Source organism: Paenibacillus sp. MZ04-78.2 (assembly GCF_024213375.1).
In the GTDB taxonomy this organism is placed as follows: domain Bacteria; phylum Bacillota; class Bacilli; order Paenibacillales; family NBRC-103111; genus Paenibacillus_G.
This window is the reverse complement of record NZ_JANAVJ010000016.1, coordinates 1-21,091: the sequence shown is the minus strand read 5'-3', so window position 1 is coordinate 21,091 and position 21,091 is coordinate 1. Positions and strand designations below refer to the sequence as shown.

Here is a 21,091-nt window from a genome sequence, read left to right as displayed (position 1 = left end):
TTCCGACATATAGTATAACGAATGTGAACGGAGAAAGGTTGCAAGTCCGCACTACCAATTTCCGGATATCGAGATGGGTATGGTATGAGGCAACGACCCAGGTTGACCGGATTAGGGATAGCCATACGGCACTCCGGATACAATAAGGTGGGGACGCTGCCAAGTCTTTCTATCCTCCATGGATCGGATTCAGCTGCCGATTGATTATGCGGAAGATTAAATTTCACCTTTTTATATTCTTTTTATATTCCTATAACATTTGCCCCCTACACTTATATATGAGCTGGCCAGACAGCTTATCCCACACTGCAAGGAGGCGTGTTCCCTTGAGCCGTGTCGTTTCGTGGCTGCAAAAGCATGAGCACCGGATGTTTTTCTTCGTGAATCGACGTATTCAGCACGCTGCGCTGGATTACTTTTTTAATGCGATCACTCATTTGGGAGGCGCTACGGCTATGATTATCATTGCGCTCTGCGTCGCTCTGTTTACGGAGGGGGTATGGAGAATAGCCGGCATTCAGAGCTGTATCGCCCTGGCGGTCAGCCATGTGCCCGTCGCTATCATGAAGAAGAAATATCCGCGGCTTCGGCCCTATCTCGTGCTGAAAGGCACGCACACATGCAAAAAACCGTTAACGGACCATTCCTTCCCGTCCGGCCATACGACGGCCGTATTCTCCGTAACTGTGCCGCTCATGCTCGTTCATTCGACGATCGCTATTATGTTGCTTCCTATTGCTTTTCTCGTCGGCTTGTCGCGTATCTATTTAGGACTCCACTACCCGTCCGACTGTTTGGCCGGGCTGCTGATCGGAACCTTAACGGCCCTGTCGGCCGCTACAATTTGGGGCTGAAAGCATTAATGTTACCTTTGTGTAAATTCCATTTGCTACAAGGTTGGGGGAAGCGCCTATGTGTAAAAAGAGAGTCTTACTATTATCCGAAGGCTTCGGCGCCGGGCACACGCAAGCGGCTCACGCTCTGTCGGACAGTCTTCGCCTGCTCTCGCCCGAAGTCCGAACTCGCGTACTTGAGCTCGGCACATTTCTGCATCCGACGCTGGCTCCATGGATTTTCACCGCTTACCGCAAAACTTTGTCGACTCAACCCAAGCTTTACGGGCTGATGTATCGTTCCCAATATAAAAAATCGTTAAACCGTTTTACCCGGCTTGCGCTTCATCGTATCTTTTACGCGCAGGCTGCCGAGGTGATCCGTCAGCTGCGTCCGGATACGATCGTATGCACGCATCCGTTCCCGAGTGCGGTGATCTCCCGCTTGAAGCGTTCCGGCTTGAACGTGCCCCTGTGCACGGTGATCACCGATTATGACGCCCACGGCACCTGGGTTAGCCCCGAAGTGAACATGTACCTGGTGTCGACCCCGAACGTCAAAGAAAAGCTGCTCAGCCGCGGGGTTCCGTCCGAAACGGTAAAGGTGACGGGCATTCCGATTCACCCGAACTTCTGGGAGCAGCACAACCGGGAAGAGCTTCGCAGCCGCTTCGGCTTATTGCCCCTGCCTACGGTGCTCGTTATGGGCGGGGGCTGGGGACTGGTGAAGGACGAAGGGTTCTTGCAGCACTTGGCCGGTTGGCGCGACCGGGTCCAGCTTGTCGTCTGTCTCGGAAACAACGAGAAAGCGCTGGCGGAGCTGGCCGAGGACGAGCGTTTCCGGCATCCGAACGTCCGTCTGCTCGGGTTCACCAAAGAAATCGACAAATGGATGGATGTCTCCGACCTGCTCATTACGAAACCGGGAGGCATGACCTGCTCGGAGGGGCTTGCCAAAGGAATTCCGATGCTGTTCTACAAGCCGATCCCGGGACAGGAAGAAAAAAACCTGCAGTACTTCACGCAGCACGGCTTAGGAGAGCCGATCAAATCGGCGGAGACGGTGGATCATTGGTTCCGGCTTCTAACCGACAAGGTGTTCGAGATGCGCAAGGCCCGCGCCGGACTGGCGCGAAAAGAGGGCGCATACAATCCCGCCCTGTGCTCGCAAGCGATCATGGAAGTACTGGCCCGCTAAAAGGCAAAAGCCTTATGGCTCTGCATGAGCGCACAAGGCTTTTTTGACGATTCTATTCTTCCGCCGAAGCTTCTGTGCCCGCTTCGGGCTCCTGTCGTTCGGACAGTTGCTTCTGATGCGCCGCCAGCGCTTCTTGGCCGATCACGGCCTCCAATCGGTAGATCGGCATCCCCTGCTTGTAGAACTTCGTTTCGTATTCCGTCATGATCAAATCGGTCCGCGCTTCTTCCGCATGAAGATCAAGCGAAATATTGCGCATGCGAAGACCTAAATCGGCAAACGAGTTTAGCGAAAATTCAAACAGCGAACGGGAATCCGTTTTGAAATGAATTTCTCCCCGCTCATTCAAGATCGACTGATATTTATGAACAAAGCTCGCATGGGTCAGTCTGCGGCGCGCATGTTTTTTTTTCGGCCAAGGATCGCTGAAGTTCAAATAAACGCGCTCCAGCTCGCCCGCGGCGAAAATATGTTCGATCAGCTCGATGTTGAAACGCGCGAGCCGCAGATTGGACAAGTCGCCGCCATGCTCCTCACGGGAAGCATGCGCCTTCTCGCCGGCCCGGCGGACAAGCTCGTCGTACATGTCGACACCTATGTAATTGATGTGCGGATTGAGGGCGCTAAGCTCGCTAATAAACCGCCCCTTGCCCATCCCGAGCTCCACATGGATGGGACGGTCGTTGCCGAACAGCTCGGCCCACCGGCCCTTATACGGTTCCGGCTCCAGCACGACCAGCTCCGGCTGCGCCTCCAGCGCTTCTCTGATTCCTTTACGTCCTCTTAACCGCATAGATCAATCTTCCTCCAACCGCTTGCGCATCGTACCGCGCGTTTTCGTCTGGATCGATTATACTCCAGAAGACCGGGAATGAAAAGACCGGCCCCCTGCCGTAAGGGCGGATGGACCGGTCAAGCATGTGGCAAGTGAAAAACTTATTCCGCCGTTATTTGCGGAATTCGCCCTCATCGCGGTTCCGGCTGCGCAGACCGGCCAACCCAAGCAAGCCTAGCAAACCAAGCCAACCCCAGTTCGCGCCATTGTTGTTGGCAGCAGCATTCGTGCGGTACGTATTGGTGTTGTAATTGCCGCCGTATCCGTAACCTGTACGGTCATTGGTACCGGTGTACGTATTCATGCGGTCCAGCATGTTGTTGTTATAATTAGTTCCTGTTGTCGTACCCGTTGCAGCGCCAGTAGTCGTTCCTGTCGTGGTGCCTGCTGTCGTTCCTGTCGGCGCAGCTGTCGTCGTACCGGTGGTTGTGCCTGTCGTTCCAGTTCCCGCAGCCGTCGTTTCCGCATAGACTTGTCCCCCCGTACCAATAGCAGCCGTCAGAGCAAGTGCAAGCACCGTTTTCCCGAACTTGTTCATGGTATGAAAGATTCTCCCTTCTCAAGCTGGATTGGTTTTTAACGCCTTGCAACCTTAGCATAGGCCACGCGCTGTTTTCTTATCCCGTTCCCCGGCAGGAGGGTTTTGTCAAGGACAAAGTTCGCTTTTGAGGCCGATTTTCGGTACAATATATATTGCAATGCTCGGCGAAAGAGCCGATTCGAGTCTAATTCGAGCCTTATTGATCTTTACAAAAGGAGTTTCGCCTTATGAAGCAAGCTGAAATGATCCGACCGCCATTATGGGGCGATAAACGTTTTCATACATGGAATTACGAAATGCGGCAGCAGTTCGGAGGCAAGGTATTCAAGGTCATGCTCGACGCCGGATTCACTTGTCCGAACCGCGACGGAACGATAGCCGCCGGAGGCTGCACGTTTTGCAGCGCGCGGGGCTCGGGCGATTTTGCCGGAAGCCGCCGGGACGATCTGGTGACGCAGTTCAATAAAATCCGCGATTTGCAGCATCAAAAATGGCCGGAAGCGCAGTATATCGGCTATTTCCAGGCCTATACCAATACGTACGCCCCGGTGGAGGAGCTGCGCGAATATTATGAAGCGATTTTGCAGCAGCCCGGGGTGGTCGGCTTGTCGATCGCCACAAGGCCGGATTGTCTGCCGGACGATGTCATCGATTATTTGTCCGAGCTGAACGAACGCACGTACTTGTGGATCGAAATGGGCCTCCAGACGATCCACGAAAGGACGTCGGAGCTGATTAACCGGGCTCACGATACGCAGTGTTACTTGGATGCGGTCGCAAAGCTCCGCGCCAGAGGCATCCGGGTGTGCGCGCATATCATTTACGGCCTGCCTCAGGAAACGCACGAGATGATGCTGGACACCGGCCGCGCCGTTGCACAGATGGACGTGCAGGGAATCAAGGTTCATCTGCTTCACTTGATGCGCAAAACGCCGATGGTCAAGCAGTATGAGGCCGGTCTGCTGCGGTTTCTGGAAAAGGACGAGTACGTGTCGCTCGTCGTCGATACGCTGGAATTTCTTCCGCCGGAGATGATCGTTCACCGGCTGACCGGGGACGCGCCCCGGGATTTGCTGATCGGACCGATGTGGAGCTTGAAAAAGTGGGAAGTGCTTAACGCCTTCGACGATGAGCTGCGCAGACGCGATACGTGGCAAGGAAAAAAGTGGCCGCACGACGCACCAGGTTCCGGTTCGGGATTGGCCTGAACCGGGGAGCGTCAGGCTCGGGGACCGGTAAGATCGCCCGGCACCCGGCGGCCCGCAGGAGGAGTGAGGAACGATGAACGGCAAACGGAGAGTCGTTTGCTTCATGCTCGGGGCCGCGGCTTGTCTCGCGGCCGGCTGCACGGACGATCCGGCGACGCCGACGCCGACGGTCAATGTGACCCCCGCCCCGGCGGAGGACGGGGCGACGGTACCGCCGCCGAAGGCGCAGGCGAACGCCCCCGGCGGGGCGGTCGGCTCCGCCTTCCCGGGCGGCGCAGGCAGCGGCGAAGCCGGGGGCGGCAGTGAAGCCGCAGGCAGCGAAGCGCCGCCGGAGGCCGGCACGGCGCCGAAGGCGGGCGCGGAGCGCCCTGCGGCGAAGCCGGGGGCGCCGAAGGCGCCGAGCGCGCCCGCGCTGCCGCCGGCGAAGCTGCCGCGCCCCGCGAAGCCGGGGGAGCCGGAAGGCGGCAAGGCGGTGACGGCGCCGACGGGGCCGATCGAGCCGCCGAAGGCGAGCTCGGAGCCGGAGTCGTCAGGCCCGGCGGTGGCGAAGCCGGGGTTTCAGACGCCGCCGAGCCCGGCAGGCGCTGGGGATCTGGCGCCGCCGGGACGGGCAAGCAATTAGGAGCACGGCCAAGCCCGGTTCGGACGTGCTTTAAGAGCTACATAGCTTAGCCTCAAACCTTTGTCCTGAACGAATAAGACATTGCCAGTGCGTTATAGGACTATGTTGGGGCGGCCTAAACCAATAGAGGAACTCAAATGTGTTACTCGTGTCGAATCTGGGTTGCATATCGTATTTTTGTCGTATTAAGGCACCATGGTTCCTTTATTTACCGCTTTTCATTTGAAAATGGCTTATAACGCACGGCTGTTCCTCTATTGAACATTATCCGAAATCATGCATCCTTTTTCGTATCTTCAAACTCGTGAAGAACAACAGGCAGCTTAACCATTTCAATTATCAGTAACAGGAGGCGTCACTCCTTTGGGCTTTATTTCCATACTCAGCTTTGCACATAAGTTAATAGAAGAACGGGTGAAGCCGGGAGAAACCGTTGTCGACGCTACGGCCGGCGGCGGAGTCGATACGGCGTTCCTCGCCCGTCTTGTTGGGCCTGCCGGGGTCGTGCACGCCTTCGACATTCAGCAGCAGGCGCTGGATCGCACGGCGTCGCGTCTTGAACAGGAATGCCCCGGCCGCGGGGACGTCCGGCTTCACCTGCGCAGCCATGAAGGGATGCTGGAGATCATCCCCGAAGAAAACCATGGCCGCATCGGGGCCGTCATGTTTAACCTTGGTTACCTACCCGGAGCCGATCATGAAACGGTGACCGCACCGGCGTCAACGCTGACCGCTTTGGAAGCTTCCGCTCAGCTTATTCGACGCGGCGGCATCATTACGATCGTGCTGTACACCGGCCATCGGGGAGGCCAGGAGGAAGCGGCCGAGGTCGAGCGCTGGGCTGCCGCCTTACCGCAAAAGCATTTTCAGACGCTGCATTACCGTTTTATGAATCAGATCAACCACCCGCCTTATCTTATCGCCATCGAAAAAAGATAAAGCCGCGGAATAATTCCAAACGGATGCCCTCCCCGCTTTCAGTGCTTTTAGCTATAGCAAAACGCGGGGTGGATTGATATAATGCAGAAAGAAAAAAAGAAAGGCCGGTTTGTTCCGGTAAACCAGGCCGACCAGGATAAGGAAGTGGAGAGTAATGAAGCCGTATCCGTTGCAATGCAAGCCTGAATTTAAAGAAAGAGTATGGGGCGGACGTGCGCTCGAACAGTTCGGACTCGAACTGCCGGAGGGCAAGATTGGCGAAGGCTGGATGATCGGCGATCATCCGAATGGAACGACAACCGTCGCAAACGGCGAGTTGGCCGGCATGGGACTCGATCAAATCCGCGAGCAATACGGGAGCGAGTTTTTCGGCAGCAAGGGCTTTTCGGAGAAAAACGGCCGGTTCCCGCTGCTCATCAAGCTGCTGGATTGCCAGGACGACCTGTCCGTGCAGGTGCACCCCAACGATCATTACGAGCGCCTGCCGCAAGGCGAGCTGGGCAAAACGGAAATGTGGTACATTCTGGACGCCAAGCCGGGCGCCAAAATCATTTACGGGCTGAAAGAAGGCGTTACCCGCGAGCAGTTGGCTGAAGCTATCGAGCAGAACCGCATCTTGGACTGCTTGAACGAAGTTACCGCGGAAGCGGGCGATTCCTTCTATATCCCTGCAGGCACCGTGCATGCGCTCGGAGCCGGCGTGCTGGTTGCCGAAATTCAACAAAATTCGGACAGCACTTATCGGCTGTACGATTACGACCGTCTCGGTCTGGACGGCAAGCCGCGTGAGCTGCATATTGAAGATTCCTTGAACGTCATCGCCTACGAAAACTCGGGCGCTACGTATATGAAAACGAACCTGAACGCCTCCGGCGAATGGCTGACTCTGGCCCGCTCCCCGTTCTTCGTGACGGAAAAAGGCCGCGTCGAAGGCCAATGGCCGCTGCAAACGTCGCCGGAAAGCTTCGTGATCCACATCATCTGCGAAGGCACGGGCTCAATCCGTTGGGCCGACGGCGAGCTGAACGTGAAACCGGGCGAATGTTATCTGCTGCCGGCCAGCCTTGGCAGCTATTCGCTTGAGGGCAGCATGACGGTTCTGCGCAGCTACCTGCCGTAGACCTTAGACCTTAGCGGACATAAAAGCAAAGAACACCTCGTCTTGTTCGTCAAGACGGGGTGTTCTTTCATTATGGCCTGCCTGCGCATTCAGATTCAGGCGCTCGTCGGCTCCAGCGGCAGCGTAAACGGCTGCGGCTTGGCCGAAGCGTCCGGCGGGAAGTACACGATGAGCAGCTGCTCACTCGTCCGGTCCAGCTCTCCGCTTTGCAAATAGCGGTCCAGCCGGAACGGCAGCTTTTCGATCATGACATGCTTATGCAGCTCCTTCTCTCCGATGCCCAGCGCGGCGAACGAACCGGAAACCGTTTCAGGCTGCTCGGCAAGCAGCCGCAAATAATCGGACTGGCGGGGCTTGTCCAAGGTGAAGTCCCACCAAATTTTGCGCGGCTTGTACTTGTGGTTCAGGAAATAATCAAGCTTCATCAAGCCTTCGATGACGTCGAGCTTGGCCGTGCCGCGATGCTTCAGGAATGCATGAAGCCGGGTGAATAGATCCTCAAGCTGGTGCCCGATTTTTTGCCAGCCCCGCTTCTCCCAATAATCGCCGAACTCTTGGAAGAAGTCGAAGGCCGACGTAAATTCGCGCTCGATCAAATACCGGACCGTATGGTCCATCCGGTGGGCGTTCCAGTATTTTTCCAGCACGTCCTCCACCCGCTTGATCCGCACCAAGTCCGAGAACGGCAAAATGTTGTTGCCGAGAATTTCATACGGCGCATGGTCCATGTAGAGGTAACCGTATTTATCCGCGTCGTGGCGCATTCCGGTGCCGCGGAGCATTTTCAGGAAGCCAAGCTGCAATTCTTCGGGACCGAGGGCGAAGACGTCGTTGAACGTTTTACGGAAGCTGTTGTAATCTTCCTCAGGTAGCCCGGCAATCAGATCGAGATGCTGGTCGATTTTGCCGCTTTCCTTCACCTTCGTCACCGTGCGGGTCAGCTTGGCGAAGTTTTGGCGGCGCTTGACGAGGCTGTTGGTCAAATCGTTCGTCGACTGAACCCCGATCTCGAAGCGGAATATGCCGGGCGGCGCGTTCTCTGCCAAATAATCAAGCACTTCCGGCCGCATAATATCCGCCGTAATCTCGAACTGGAACACGCAGCCGCTATGGTTTTGGATCAGAAATTCGAACATTTCCATGGCGTATTCGCGCTTAATGTTGAACGTCCGGTCCACGAACTTGATCAGCTTCGCTCCGGATCGGATTAGATAAAGCAGGTCGCTCTTGGTCCGTTCTATATCGAAATAACGCACACCTACTTCGATGGAAGACAGACAAAATTGGCAGCTGAACGGACAGCCGCGGCTCGTCTCGAAATAAACGACCCGATTCGCGAGGCTCGGGACATCTTCCGCAAAATGATGCGGCGTCGGAATGTCGTCCATGGCCAGCTTCGGCCGCGGCGGGTTGATGACGACCCGTCCCTCTTTGTTGCGGTAGGCGAGGCCGAAGACGCTGTACAAGGCGCGGTCTCCTTCCAGCTCGGTCAGCAGGTGATGGAGTGTCTCCTCCCCTTCTCCGACGACGATGAAGTTGACTTCCGGCAGCCGGTTCATCCAATACTCTGTATCGTAAGAAACTTCCGGACCGCCCAAAACAACGATCAGCTCGGGCATGATCTTCTTGAGCATGCTGACCACGACGATCGTTTCTTCGATGTTCCAGATATAGCAGGAGAAGCCGACGACCTCGGGCTTGCGCTGGTAAATGTCGGACACGATGTTCATCGCCGGGTCCTTGATCGTGTATTCGGCAATCTGGATGCCGGGAAAATCGTGCTGGCTGAACGCCTTCAAATACCGGAGCGCGAGCGAAGTGTGAATATATTTGGCGTTTAACGTCGATAAGACAATATTTTTCATGGGAATTCTGTACCTCTTTACTTATCCTTTTTCGTATTGAACAGCATTCCTATTCTACCGCGAAACGGAACCGAACACAAAAAAAGAAAATGGAACGTGACGTCCCATTTTCCCAAAACTAATACAAAGATTCGTTGACTGGCACGCTGTCCGGCTCGGGGGCCAGCGCAGCAAGCATAAATTCGTCCTGCCCCTCTTCCTTCCACATGTTGGCCTGGGTCAACAGCTGCTCCTCCACCTGCTCCTTTTGCGTCACCAATGCTTCGATATTGCCCTCGGAACGCTCGATGTTGTGCTGCAGTCGATTGCGCTCCGCCAGTCTCTTCGCCAGTTGGTACAGTATCATGATCTAGAAATCGTCCCTTCGCATCGAATATTATTGTCTTCATGTTACCGGGTAAACATTAAGACAACATTAGGAGAATATAAACAAAACGTTAAAATTCTCCTTTTCTCTATATATGCAGCATGATGAGCATAGTATTTCCCATTTTTAAGAAAAAAATGTGGAATTTTCGAGCGGAAGGGCCGGCGCCGTCTGTTCATGTTGTAAACTGGACCGAAGCCCCGTCTTACTCCCAGCGAAACGTAAAGCTTGCCACGATAAACGCGACGAGGAGCCAACCGCCGAGCAGCGCCGCTTCCGTCCAGACGACGGAAAATCCTGCTCCCACGTTCATCACCTGGCGCAGCGCCGTCGTCAAATGGGAGATCGGCAGCAGCTTGACGATGGGCTGAAGGAACTCCGGCATGTTCTTGATCGGGAAGAAGACGCCGCCCAGGAACAGCATCGGGAACGAGATGAAGCCGGCGATCGGCCCGGCGCTCTCCGGCGTTTTGGCCAGACCGGCAATGATAAAACCGATCGACATGAATGCCAGTGTCCCGAGCACGATGAAGCTGAGCAGCAGCAGCCAGGAGCCGTTCACCTGCGTACCGAAAAAGAGCGAGCCGACGACCAGCACGATGACGGCCTGCAAGCCGTTTAACAACAGCCGCGCCGTAATCTGCGAGGCGATAAACGTCGATGCCTTCAGCGTCGTGCTCTGCATCCGCCGCAGGATGCCCCGTTCCCGCCACGAAGCGATTTGTCCCGCCACCCCGTTCAGGTTGTTGGACATAATCATCATGGCGACGATGCCCGGCACCAGAAAGTCGATATAGCTGAGCTTCAGCGACTGGACGCCTTCCGGCCGGATCGTAATTTTCGGCGTATAGCCCGACAACTTCTTGTCGATCCCGTCGATGACCGGAGCCAGCACCTGCAGCCCGATTTGCGAGGTTGCGGCATTCGTTTCGTCGTAATACACTTTGATCGCCGCGGCCGTTCCTGTGCTGCCCGGCTTCGTTTGTTCCTCGTAGCCTTTCGGAATGGCGAGCACAAGCTGGTAATCGCCGCGTTTCAGCGTCTCCAGCTCGGGATTTAATTCGGATGCCCCGCTCAGCCGAAGGATCGGGTTATCCTGCAGCGCCTTCACCAGCGCTGCGGAAGCGACCGTCCGGTCCTCATCGACGATGGCGCCGGTGACGGAGACCGGATTGCCTTTGCCGAGGAACGAGCCCAGCATGACCATGAAGAAGATCGGAAAAAGCAGCGTCCAGAACAGCACCTGCCGGTTGCGGGCGAACAGCCGCAGCTGGGCAAGCGTCAGATGAATGTAAGCGTTCATGCTTCTCTCAAGCTCCTTCCCGTCATGTGGATGAATACGTCCTCCAGCGTGGCCGTCCGGGTCTGCAGCTCCTGCACGCGCCATCCCTGCGCTTCCGCCCGGCCGATCAGATCGACGAGCGAGGTTTGCAAATGGTCGGTATACAGCACGAAAATGTCTTTGCGCTGATCCACCTGCTTCACCTCGCTCACTTCCCGCAGCGCTTCCGTTACAACCGTTTGCCGCTCCTCGCTCCAAGCGTCGGCGCCTTCCAGCCGGAATTCGATGGCGCTGTCGGATTGCAGGTTGCGGACCAGATTCCGGGGCGTATCGAGCGCGATCACCTGTCCGCTGTCCATCAAGCAAATGCGGTCGCATAGAGCATGCGCTTCTTCCATGTAATGTGTACTGAGCACGATCGTTTTGCCGCGTTCCTTGAGCCTTAGCACGATGTCCCAAAGCGTCCGCCTGGCCTGTGGGTCCAGACCTGTCGTCGGTTCGTCCAAAAAGACCACCTGCGGATCGTTTACAAGCGCCAGCGCAATCGCCAGACGCTGTTTTTGCCCGCCGGAGAGGTTTTTGACGCGGTCGTTGCGTTTTTCCTGCAAAATCATATCTTCCAGCAGCGGCTCGACCGGGACGGAGCTCGGGTAAAAGCTCGCGTACATGCGGACGATCTCGTGCACTTTCAACAGATCGAACAGCGAGGTGGATTGCAGTTGGACGCCGATCACCTGCTTGACCTGATTCAGCTGCGTCCGGGTATTAAAGCCGGCCACAACCGCATGCCCTTCATCCGGCTTCCGGAGCCCTTCGATCATTTCCATCGTAGTCGTCTTGCCCGCGCCATTCGGTCCGAGCAATCCGAACACCTCGCCTTGATATACTTCGAAATGGACGCCCTTGACGGCCGTAAAATCCCCGTACCGTTTGACTAAGCCGTCCGCCTTAATCATCGTTTCCGCCATCGGCAATATCTTCAGCTCCTTTGGGGGCGTTTTTGGAAAAAGCTACAGCTAGAGTATACCATCCGGCCGACGGGGATGCCTAATTTTAAGCATGAAGCCCGTTTCGCCAATCCGGCCCGGTCATGGTATAGTAAGAACATCGATTTGACAAGAAACGGAGAGAACGACATGAGCACGGAATGGAAAAAGAACCGCGATTCTTCGCGTCCGCAGGGAAAAAGATCGGAAGCCGCGCGCAAGCCTGGTGGGAAGAGGCCTGTGGCAAGTCGGCCCGCGACGGCAGAGGATCTGAGAGCCGGCGATCGGATCGTAGTTACGATCAAGCGGATCGGCATTAACGGCGAAGGCGTCGGCTACTATAAGCGCAAGGCGGTGTTCATCGACGGGACGCTGCCGGAGGAAGTCGTGAAAGCGACGGTGACGAAGGTCGAGCCGAGCTATATCACGGCCAAGCTGGACGAGGTGGAAAAGGCTTCGCCGCACCGTCAAAAGCCGCCCTGTCCCGTCTACGACAGCTGTGGCGGCTGTCAGCTTCAGCATATGACGTACGAGGCTCAGTTGCGTGCCAAGGAGGAACTGGTACGGGAAGCGTTCCGGCGGTACGCGGGAATGGAGTCGGCCCCGATCCGGCCGATTCTCGGCATGGACAACCCTTGGAGCTACCGGAACAAGGCGCAACTGCAGCTCGGCCGCGCAGGCGCAGGTGCAGGCGGGCAGGTCGTCGCGGGCTTGTACTCCCCCGGTACGCATAAGCTCGTCGACATTACCGGGTGCGCGATACACGATCCGACGATCAACCGGGTCACGGAGACGGTCGCCAAGCTGCTTTGGGAGCTGGACATCCCCGTCTACAATGAACGGACTCGCCAAGGCGTCGTCCGCACCATCGTAGCCCGGGTAGGCCGACAAACCGGCGAGGTTCAACTTACGCTCATCACCGCGGCGGACCGTATTCCGGACCGCGAACGGCTCGTCCGCCGCATCCGTGACGAACTGCCGCAGGTGACGACCATCGCGCAAAATTTGAATCGAGAAGCTTCACCGCTCATATTCGGCGCGAAAACGACGGTGCTGTGGGGCAAGGAGCGGCTGGACGAAACGCTCGGCGATGTCCGCTTCTCCCTCTCCCCCCGCGCCTTCTTCCAGCTGAACCCGGATCAAACGGTCAAGCTGTATGACGTGGTCCGCGAAGCCGCCGCGCTAACCGGCGAAGAGCTTGTCGTCGACGCCTACTGCGGCACCGGCACGATCGGGCTTTGGCTCGCTCCGCACGCCCATGAGGTGCGCGGCATCGAGCTCATCCCCGAGGCGGTCGACGACGCCCGGGACAATGCCCGGGCGAGCGGCGCGGCGAACGCCCGCTTCTTCGTCGGGCGAGCTGAGCAGCTGCTGACCGAATGGGTGCAGCGCGGCATCCGCCCCGACGTCGTCGTGGTCGACCCGCCGCGCACCGGCTGCGAGCGCCCGCTGCTGCTCGCGCTAGCCGAAGCGAAGCCGGCACGACTCGTCTACGTGTCGTGCAATCCGTCCACCCTGGCGAAGGACTGCCAGGTGCTGCTTGAGCAAGGCTACCGGCTGGACTGGATTCAGCCGGTGGACATGTTCCCGCAGACGGCGCACGTGGAGTGCGTGGTAAGGATATATCGGGATGGGGAGCATTGACACAGATCGGATGGAGATCAATGACAGTATGTTCCCGCATACAATAAATTAAGCAGGGGTCGAGTGCGGGAATATATATTCCTTTCATGCACAAGGCACGTGGAGTGCGTGGTAAGGATATATCGGGATGATTTAAAAAAATAAAGCATGCTATTTTCGCTCAGCCCTCCTGATCACAAAGAGGGTTACTTTTGTAACAAGAAAAAGAGTACCGATGCGAAGAATAGCTAAGGTTTTTTTGTTTTTAAATGCATTTTCATGCTAACATATGTAAAATTTCTTAGAAAAGGATATTGATAAGGTTTGTAGAATAAGTAAGAATAATGTAATAAATTCTCAATTTTGAGGTGGCTTATGGAAGCTAATCAAAGTCATTATGAATATGCGGGTTCAAAATTTAATGAATATACAAAGCTCAAAATTTTCAAGTCTTCAGTTGAAGAGAAGATCAAGTATTTTGGTGAAGAAGACAACTTTGTAGACTATTATGAAAATCTCATTACAAAATACAGGGGAGATAAAGCAACAATAAAAAAAATTAATGAGGTTTTCTTTGAGCATATTGTCTACGGCAGATTAACAAATATTTACCTATATAACACTAAAACCTCAAAGGTTTCAAAGGAGATTTTTTATAAAAGAGTAGAAACTCTTATTGATGAATTTAAAGTGAATCTCACGAATTCAATTCACCATCTCTTAAATAAAAAGGGATTTTATCTAATGGATTCGATAAATGTTAGTAAACCAGGAGCTAACTTTATTGCAGCCTATGATTGTCAAGAACATGGAGAAGAAATCTCTGGTGCAAGATTCCTTTTTGGTAGAAATGTATTTAGAAAAAAATCTGATCAAGTAAAAACTGAATATTTACTTGGAGCCGTAGAAATAAATTTTATAAATAAAACTTTCATTATTTATACAAAAAATCCAGTCGGATTATCGAACGATTTAGAAAACGACGAAGACGATTTGGATGAAAACAACAAATATTCAGTTTTTAATTTTCATAATTATTTGAAGGAAAAAGTATCGTTGTTACTTGGAATTACTCTTGAGGAAACTTCTTCGGCAAATGATCAAAAAGGGATGTACAAATTTTGTAAAAACTTATTTGACATATTAATGGATGATTCAAAAAAATTAGTATTTGAAAATACAAATGATTTAATAAAAAGGAATGTAAAACAACTGACCAGAAAATTAGGGGAGATAGGGACAGCACCGACACATAATGAGATTAGTAATTTAGAAAAAAAACTTGAGGCACTTTTGCTTGGCGTATATGTAAGTACAAATATGGATGAAAAAACATTAAGATTGAAAGCTAGAGAGTTATCCCTTATAGGTTATCCAACAAAAATAAATTATAAGAATTCAAGAACAAATAGGAGTTCTACTGGCACTTCTACCGCAAAAAGACCCATTGCAAGCTCAGATACTTTATATAGCTTACTAACTGATTTTGAGAATACTAAGAAGTTAGATAAGTGGTCAATGTCTTGGTTTTTTGACCTTGATGATGACGAAGATGATGACGTAATTCAAACAACCATAGAGGCTAAAAAACATTATTTGAAGGTAACACTACTTGCAACAAGACATCATAATAAGGAGATTATTCATCATGTCATTAGAAATATTAATAACTACCGTGGAAACTGAAACTAAAGAACCCAAGGAAGTGATTTTAGATTGTTTGACCCGCATTGTGGAAAAATTCGGAACGAATCCTTTTGATGATGATGATATATTAGATACAATCTCTACAATAGGAATATTGTTGTGTGAAAAGCTACATAGCAAAAATTATTTAAATATAGTATTTAAATATGCATGTAACATTAATCGTGGCGAAGAGGAGACCAATAATTTATCCAATAATTGTATGTTTTGTAATCAAACTCTTCATGAGAAGATTGACGACCATGAAATAAATCGAGTTTATAATTTCACTAGAAAAAACTATGAGATAATCATATCCTATCTTGCAAGTGAGAATGAAAAAAAATATTTCATGAATGAGCTAATTAAGAACTTTGAAAACCTAGGAAAGGAAAAAATGCTATAATTCCTTTTTTAGGTGCTGGAGTTTCAACACCATTTAGCTTGCCTAGCTGGGAAAAATTGCTTAGGGAGTTAGAGGAATTTCTTTCTAAGGAATTTCAAAAAGAAGCCTATAGTGAGTTCATTGATGAAGGAGATTTTTTTGGTGGACTTGATTATTTATTGGATAAGTCTCTATATATTTCCAATGAGGATCAATTAAAAGATGAAATTATTAAGATAATTATAAAAGCAAACTTGGGAATAGATGAAAGTGAACATAATTTTTATGATTTTGTAGAGCTTAAAGCTGATTTCTACATCACAACCAATTATGATTTACTTATGGAGCACTTTTTGACCGATGCAGGGGATTACAATACTCCCATTTGTATGGATGAAATAGGGAATTTGAGAAATATGTCGACATCTGGAAATAGCATAATCCATCTGCATGGTCACATTAATCGGAAATCTTCAATGATTGTTACAAAAAAGGATTATACTAAGCTTTATTCAAAAAAAGGTACATTAGTTCAGTTATCTGTGATCGTTGGTAGTAGACCATTGTTATTTATTGGATACTCATTTAAAGATAAATTTTTCGTTCAAATGTACGAAAAGTTGATTGAAATTCTACAAACTGATCATTATTTAGTATTGTTTAATCCAGATACAAAAGAGATTAAAGAATTAAACAAAAAAAACATTAAAGTAATAGGATTGAGCGTTACTGATGGAAATTACGCAAAAGCCATAAAAGTTTTAATTAATTATATCAAAAGAAAAGGATTATAATGAGCAAGCAACTTCTAGATGTTGGTTACTCTGTTTGTCTTTCCAATTCAAACATCATACTAAGAAGAAGTGGTTTGACTTGGTATAACAAAGTATCTTTTTAAAAATTGATTATCATTTACTATTGATAGGTTCAATTGGCTTTGTATTATATTCTGATGATTATGATATCTTTCCGTAGGCAAAACATGATGAATGTCTAAATTTTTTTCATCTTATGCTTACGATTCCATTTCCGTTAATTGGTACTTGGTTGTTAAATCCATGATTGTTTAATTGGGGCATGCTGAATAATTAAAAATCCAACTGAATCTCTTCCTAAAATGTTCCCTTTCCGACTTCTTAATTAATTTAACAGGCCTGTTGATTAGCCACTAAATGGTAGAAAAAAGATCGCCTTTGCTGTAGAATCGTTTGTACCACCAACCGATTCGAGAAAGAGGCGATCTCATGAAAAATTGTATCACGATTCCATCCGTTCTTCAATCCATTCTGAGTCTTGAAGAAGTCAAATCAATTGTGCAAATGATAGGTTATGAAGACAAAGCCCGTAAGTTTACGGTATATGACTTGCTACAATATTGGTGCACGGCTGCTCATCAACAATGGGATGGTTACCGAGCAGGGGCTGACTGCGCTCATTCCTGCGGCTTAATTCAGGTTCACTATTCTAGCTTTTCGAGCAAAGCAGCAGAGGTACCCTTCGCTGTTTTCAAGGAGCTCTTTCATCTGCTTATCCAAAAATGTAATCGTAAGACACGTCGAAAATTGGGGGCAGATTCTGCTCCAGCTCTCGGTCTTCTTTCCCGACCGGATCGGCCAATTTTTACGCTGAAATTTTTTTTTCTCCCTTGGGGAGAAAGCTTTTTAAATGAGTTTACACAAAAATCTTGACAGACCCTATAAAAACGATTTTTTATCGCCCATACAGTAATAAATATTCTAAATTATTAATTTCTTGACTTATTTTAAATTGTCTTGTGATTTCATCAGCATGATCCAGTATTTGAGCAATCATTAGTTCGTTTTTATACTTTTTCAAAACATTTATTAACTCTTTAATCATATTATATTCGGCTCTTTCTTTAAATTCTCTCAGTTTAGCATACGATGGATACCTATTTATCATTTTTTGGATAAATTCTTCTGCCACTTCTTCCCCAAGTACTTTTTTAGAAATCTCCCATCCAAAAAGTTCAGCATCTACTTCATGAGGTAAATCCATGTATGTAAAATTGGAATCAATAAAACCCATTGTATGATAAAGAAAATAACCACAACGCGATATTATACTTGAAATACTGTCCTGATAATAATGTCTCAACTCATGTGATAAGCTCCAAACAAGAGTTGGGATATCTTTGGAGGTTCTGCCGGAAAGCCATACAATATTCGAATATTTTCTCGAAACCATTAGGTCATAAAGATAAGGAGGGCTAATATCTTCAATCCCGTTACTCAGATTCATGTGTAGCCCAAGATCACCCCAAGATGGATAAATATTGGAATCATAGTCCTCGGAATCAACAATAATAATTAGACCTGATTCAGGTAAAACAACCTCATTAATCACTTTTTGAATTAAGTGCTTTTTATGTTCTTCTAATTCGTAAAGATATTTGATAGCTGTTAGTGCATATTGGCTCATCCATATCCTACTTCCATAATGAAATCGTCATTTCATGCTCTTTACATAAGATGCTCCTCGATCACTAAGTCCCACAGAGTTAATTGATTTCTCTCCTGTTGTTTCATAGGTGGAGATATAACCCATTTTCTTCAGACGATTTATGATTCGAACGAATTCATCATAATCCAGACTAAAATGATTACAAATATCTTCCGCCCCAAACAGATACCCAATCTTATCATGATTTAAGTGTTTTAAAATTTCAATTTCAATCTTACCAAGCATTTGATCTCCCCATTTCCCAAATTCGTTTAAAATCAAGTCAATTACATTTCTCAACGAGTATAAAACCGTTATTTTATGTGAAATATCCACTGAACCATTAGTCTTAATACATATCCGAAGATGTCTGCTGCAGTGATTAAATCTTAAAAATAACATAGCAATGATTTCAAAATAAAGAGGTAAACTTGTGTCTTAGACATTTTTGTTTTTTAGTACTTCGAAATTAAATAAACTCAAAATCCTCATCATCTTGTTCAATCCTCTCGAATCTATACCAACTCATTTCTTCGATACTTATTAATCTTTTAAAATCATTGACAATATCCCGTTCATCTTCACAGTCCAGATATGTATCAACAGACAGTAACTCAACAAGCAGCTCTATTTCTTCTTCCTTGAAGCCAAATAACGTAAAGTCTTGAGCTTTAACAGAATTAAAATGCTTCTTGAGTGCCTTTTCAAAAATAACAGGATCACTTAATTCTTTCTCAATCTCTTTATAAATTCTTTGACCCTCGTCATTCTCAAATAAAAAAGAAGCAATATATTCTTGCTCTGGATATCTTTCCTGTGCAATACTTAACAACAACTCCGAATCGAATTCATACGAAAAATGTAAATATGATGAGAGTCTGCCTTCGTCCCAAATCTGATAACCCCAACAATGATCAGACAAATTATAAAAATACAATACAGGGCTTTCAAGCGAAATCCTTTCCAAAAAAGGTGATGAGGTTGTTTCCCCGTCTTCATTTGTAAAAAATGCAATCCAATTGTTATTTAATGAACAAATTGCGGTTCCCATTGGACAGTACTTTTTAATAATAGGTTTATTATAGTTAACGATCAAATTCCCATATGTAAACTCGCTCATATCTCACCTCTTAAATCTTTCTCCTATGTAAGTTTTTCAAAAAATATCATCAAACTCTTGATTTGCATATCAAAATCTAAGTGGCGCATCAGATTTCACTATCTTGATGTTTGTAAGATTATTAATCTTTTTGTAATATTCAAGGCCTTTTTCAGCAGTATCAATGCTAATTCTCGGACCAATCGTAATTTGATCAATAATTAACTTATTATCATCTGTCACAATGGGAAAAGTAATATAAGGAATAAAAGAACCTCTAGCTACTCTAAATTTTACAGCAAGTTTTTCAATAGCTTCTGTTGTAAATATCACCATCCTAAATTCTTCTTCCAGTTTAAACACTGGGTCTTTGATAAAACAAGCTGCGGCGAGAAAAATCGAACTTATTGTTCTATGTGAATTAATAATATCTACCTTATCCGTTTGAACTAAATTATGAATACACTGCACTATATATTTACATATTTGCATCTGAATTGCTGGATCATAAATAACCTTTCCGGTCCATTGTCCTAATCCAGATGAAACCCTTGACATGAGAAGTTCCGATAATGTGTCTGTATTTATTCCGATATTACAGCCTTCATTTGTGGCATAATTATACCAGAGCGCCAAAGAATCAGGATTTTGACTTAAAGATAACACAAACAACGAATTATCATTTGCCATTCTTTCATTCACAAAGAATTCATTCAATATTGCCAATACAAAATCTTTTATTTCTTGAGAGGCTTTTATTCTTCCTTCATCAATCAGTTTTTTCATTAAAGTTCCAAAGTATTGGAGTTCGGTGAAGTCGTTCATATAATCAGCTTTGGAAAGCCAAAGTTCTTTATTATGTAAAATACTCTGCAATGTAGTCATAGTTGTATAATGATAAATCAATTGATTGGGATTAAACGGAACACGAAAAAACTTATTAAACATTTCATGCAAGACCATGATTGCATCAGCATTTCCTTTGTTATTACTCACTTATAATTCCCCCTCAAATCAATTATTCAATGACATTGAAACTAGTATTTTATTCGGATTCCGTCGTTACAGTCGCATCTTTAATTGAAATGATTTTTATTTTCTCAATATCAACTTCATCAGTTTTACATATTCGTTCTTTGATAATTTTTCTAAGATTTAATTCATCATTTTCTTCGATCCATATTCTCATAGTAAAACTCTTAGTCACTATTTTATACTTAACTTCATATAATCTCTCCATTGATTCTCCCCCCAATGAAATCAGTTTTTCATTTGGTTTATTCAGAAAGCCTGTTATTAAAGGTGATTGACTCGACAAATATACTCTTGTTTATCATCAAAGACCGATTGAATCTCATATGAAGAAAAACCTACAAAAATTACATCTCCTGCGTTGTACAGATGTTGAATTTCGCCAATCTTCTTTCCATTTCTAAATACTGAGTACATCATTAAAATCTCTCCTTCTTCTACTGAAATCCTTATTATTCCGTTTCAAGGTGAGCGTCAAATACTCCCCACCTTTCAAGAACCTCAAGCTCATGAGAAAATGAAGGCATCTTGAACGGGAGGTTGCCTCATGAGTAAAAGAGATCAACGACAAAACGAGTGGGCGGAACGGATTGCTGCCTATCAGGCCAGCGGATTAACGATGGCAGCATGGTGCAGCGACAATCACGTCACGTTGGAACAAATGAAATATTGGACTCGGAAACTCAAAAAAATCGCCGTGTCAGACACCGTTTCTTCGGCGCGCTTTATTCCGGTTACCGTTACGGAGCCTGCCACTCCCCCTGCATCCTCTTCGCTTGTCATTCATGTCGGGCCTGCCAGCATCACACTCCAAAAAGGCTTCGATCCGCAGTTGCTTCGTGAAGCGGTCGAAGCGTTACGCCCATCATGCTGACGGTTTCAAGCGCGCATCCTGTCTATCTGGCTGTTGGCGCCACGGATTTGCGCAAGTCCATCGATGGACTCGCTGCTCTCGTCCAGGAAAGCTATGGCCTGAATCCATTCTCTCCGAGCTTGTTCGTGTTTTG

The 21,091-nt window shown here is 48.4% G+C and carries 24 protein-coding genes; 13 read left to right on the top strand and 11 right to left on the bottom strand.

Going from position 1 to position 21,091, the window contains the following annotated elements; translation table 11 throughout:
* Window positions 1–326 precede the first annotated feature (326 nt).
* Complete coding sequence (locus NLX71_RS13710; RefSeq protein WP_254364245.1) at window positions 327–854, top strand: phosphatase PAP2 family protein; 528 nt, start codon at window positions 327–329, stop codon at window positions 852–854.
* A 58-nt stretch (window positions 855–912) separates the two neighbouring features.
* Window positions 913–2,031 carry an MGDG synthase family glycosyltransferase gene (locus tag NLX71_RS13705; protein ID WP_254364244.1) on the top strand — a complete coding sequence of 373 codons (1,119 nt, stop codon included), beginning with the start codon at window positions 913–915 and terminating at the stop codon, window positions 2,029–2,031.
* 52 nt (window positions 2,032–2,083) lie between these two features.
* On the opposite strand, the gene trmB is transcribed toward NLX71_RS13705, so the two are convergent.
* Both trmB and NLX71_RS13695 read right to left on the bottom strand, forming a co-directional pair.
* Window positions 2,084–2,824: a tRNA (guanosine(46)-N7)-methyltransferase TrmB gene (gene trmB / locus NLX71_RS13700; RefSeq protein ID WP_254364243.1), complete on the bottom strand. Its 741-nt coding sequence runs from the start codon at window positions 2,822–2,824 to the stop codon at window positions 2,084–2,086.
* Window positions 2,825–2,978: 154 nt separating this feature from the next.
* The gene (locus NLX71_RS13695; RefSeq protein ID WP_254364242.1) at window positions 2,979–3,404 is read right to left on the bottom strand and encodes a WGxxGxxG family protein; all 426 of its coding nucleotides are present in this window, start codon (window positions 3,402–3,404) and stop codon (window positions 2,979–2,981) included.
* 230 nt (window positions 3,405–3,634) lie between these two features.
* On the opposite strand from NLX71_RS13695, the gene mnmL reads away from it, so the two are divergent.
* From mnmL to NLX71_RS13675, 4 genes are all read left to right on the top strand, one after another.
* Window positions 3,635–4,615, top strand: coding sequence for a tRNA modification radical SAM protein MnmL/YtqA (gene mnmL, locus NLX71_RS13690; protein WP_254364241.1), 981 nt, complete (start codon window positions 3,635–3,637; stop codon window positions 4,613–4,615).
* A gap of 73 nt (window positions 4,616–4,688) precedes the next feature.
* Window positions 4,689–5,237, top strand: a complete 549-nt coding sequence (locus NLX71_RS13685; RefSeq protein ID WP_254364240.1) for a hypothetical protein — start codon at window positions 4,689–4,691, stop codon at window positions 5,235–5,237.
* Window positions 5,238–5,600: 363 nt separating this feature from the next.
* On the top strand, window positions 5,601–6,176 hold the full coding sequence (gene mnmM, locus NLX71_RS13680) for a tRNA 5-(aminomethyl)-2-thiouridylate-methyltransferase MnmM (RefSeq protein WP_254364239.1): 576 nt from the start codon (window positions 5,601–5,603) through the stop codon (window positions 6,174–6,176).
* A 154-nt stretch (window positions 6,177–6,330) separates the two neighbouring features.
* Window positions 6,331–7,296, top strand: coding sequence for a type I phosphomannose isomerase catalytic subunit (locus tag NLX71_RS13675; protein ID WP_254364238.1), 966 nt, complete (start codon window positions 6,331–6,333; stop codon window positions 7,294–7,296).
* Window positions 7,297–7,391: 95 nt separating this feature from the next.
* Here the strand turns inward: NLX71_RS13675 and NLX71_RS13670 are convergent, their stop codons facing one another.
* The 4 genes from NLX71_RS13670 to NLX71_RS13655 all read right to left on the bottom strand — a co-directional run bounded on the left by NLX71_RS13670 (window position 7,392) and on the right by NLX71_RS13655 (window position 11,778).
* Window positions 7,392–9,161, bottom strand: coding sequence for a B12-binding domain-containing radical SAM protein (locus NLX71_RS13670; protein ID WP_254364237.1), 1,770 nt, complete (start codon window positions 9,159–9,161; stop codon window positions 7,392–7,394).
* Window positions 9,162–9,279: 118 nt separating this feature from the next.
* Window positions 9,280–9,507, bottom strand: coding sequence for a hypothetical protein (locus NLX71_RS13665; RefSeq protein ID WP_090675843.1), 228 nt, complete (start codon window positions 9,505–9,507; stop codon window positions 9,280–9,282).
* 226 nt (window positions 9,508–9,733) lie between these two features.
* Window positions 9,734–10,831 (bottom strand): ABC transporter permease, encoded by a 1,098-nt coding sequence (locus tag NLX71_RS13660; protein WP_254364236.1) that lies wholly within the window; start codon window positions 10,829–10,831, stop codon window positions 9,734–9,736.
* The gene (locus NLX71_RS13655; protein WP_254364235.1) at window positions 10,828–11,778 is read right to left on the bottom strand and encodes an ABC transporter ATP-binding protein; all 951 of its coding nucleotides are present in this window, start codon (window positions 11,776–11,778) and stop codon (window positions 10,828–10,830) included. The genes NLX71_RS13660 and NLX71_RS13655 overlap by 4 nt, the downstream gene beginning before the upstream one ends.
* A 168-nt stretch (window positions 11,779–11,946) precedes the next feature.
* Between NLX71_RS13655 and rlmD the strand changes: the two genes are divergently transcribed.
* The 5 genes from rlmD (at window position 11,947) to NLX71_RS13630 (ending at window position 17,178) form a co-directional block, all read left to right on the top strand.
* Window positions 11,947–13,440, top strand: a complete 1,494-nt coding sequence (rlmD, locus tag NLX71_RS13650; protein ID WP_254364234.1) for a 23S rRNA (uracil(1939)-C(5))-methyltransferase RlmD — start codon at window positions 11,947–11,949, stop codon at window positions 13,438–13,440.
* A 354-nt stretch (window positions 13,441–13,794) separates the two neighbouring features.
* Window positions 13,795–15,105 (top strand): hypothetical protein, encoded by a 1,311-nt coding sequence (locus tag NLX71_RS13645; RefSeq protein ID WP_254364233.1) that lies wholly within the window; start codon window positions 13,795–13,797, stop codon window positions 15,103–15,105.
* Window positions 15,068–15,511, top strand: a complete 444-nt coding sequence (locus NLX71_RS13640) for a hypothetical protein (protein WP_254364232.1) — start codon at window positions 15,068–15,070, stop codon at window positions 15,509–15,511. The genes NLX71_RS13645 and NLX71_RS13640 overlap by 38 nt, the downstream gene beginning before the upstream one ends.
* Before the next feature lie 56 nt (window positions 15,512–15,567).
* Window positions 15,568–16,284, top strand: coding sequence for an SIR2 family NAD-dependent protein deacylase (locus NLX71_RS13635; RefSeq protein ID WP_254364231.1), 717 nt, complete (start codon window positions 15,568–15,570; stop codon window positions 16,282–16,284).
* Window positions 16,285–16,734: 450 nt separating this feature from the next.
* Window positions 16,735–17,178: a hypothetical protein gene (locus NLX71_RS13630; protein WP_254364230.1), complete on the top strand. Its 444-nt coding sequence runs from the start codon at window positions 16,735–16,737 to the stop codon at window positions 17,176–17,178.
* Window positions 17,179–17,200: 22 nt separating this feature from the next.
* Here NLX71_RS13630 and NLX71_RS13625 read toward each other — a convergent pair whose 3' ends face one another.
* The 5 genes from NLX71_RS13625 to NLX71_RS13605 all read right to left on the bottom strand — a co-directional run bounded on the left by NLX71_RS13625 (window position 17,201) and on the right by NLX71_RS13605 (window position 20,292).
* Entirely contained in the window at window positions 17,201–17,932 is a 732-nt protein-coding gene (locus NLX71_RS13625) for a hypothetical protein (protein ID WP_254364229.1), read from the bottom strand.
* 27 nt (window positions 17,933–17,959) lie between these two features.
* Entirely contained in the window at window positions 17,960–18,253 is a 294-nt protein-coding gene (locus NLX71_RS13620; protein ID WP_254364228.1) for a sugar phosphate isomerase/epimerase, read from the bottom strand.
* Between the two features lie 169 nt (window positions 18,254–18,422).
* Window positions 18,423–19,073 (bottom strand): hypothetical protein, encoded by a 651-nt coding sequence (locus NLX71_RS13615; RefSeq protein ID WP_254364227.1) that lies wholly within the window; start codon window positions 19,071–19,073, stop codon window positions 18,423–18,425.
* A gap of 69 nt (window positions 19,074–19,142) precedes the next feature.
* Window positions 19,143–20,048 carry a hypothetical protein gene (locus NLX71_RS13610; RefSeq protein WP_254364226.1) on the bottom strand — a complete coding sequence of 302 codons (906 nt, stop codon included), beginning with the start codon at window positions 20,046–20,048 and terminating at the stop codon, window positions 19,143–19,145.
* Between the two features lie 49 nt (window positions 20,049–20,097).
* On the bottom strand, window positions 20,098–20,292 hold the full coding sequence (locus tag NLX71_RS13605; protein ID WP_254364225.1) for a hypothetical protein: 195 nt from the start codon (window positions 20,290–20,292) through the stop codon (window positions 20,098–20,100).
* Between the two features lie 339 nt (window positions 20,293–20,631).
* Between NLX71_RS13605 and tnpA the strand changes: the two genes are divergently transcribed.
* Window positions 20,632–20,958 (top strand): IS66 family insertion sequence element accessory protein TnpA, encoded by a 327-nt coding sequence (tnpA, locus tag NLX71_RS13600; protein WP_254364224.1) that lies wholly within the window; start codon window positions 20,632–20,634, stop codon window positions 20,956–20,958.
* Window positions 20,952–21,091, top strand: a 140-nt coding sequence (gene tnpB, locus NLX71_RS27075) for an IS66 family insertion sequence element accessory protein TnpB (protein WP_375377925.1), incomplete at its 3' end; no start/stop codon positions are given. The genes tnpA and tnpB, both read left to right, overlap by 7 nt.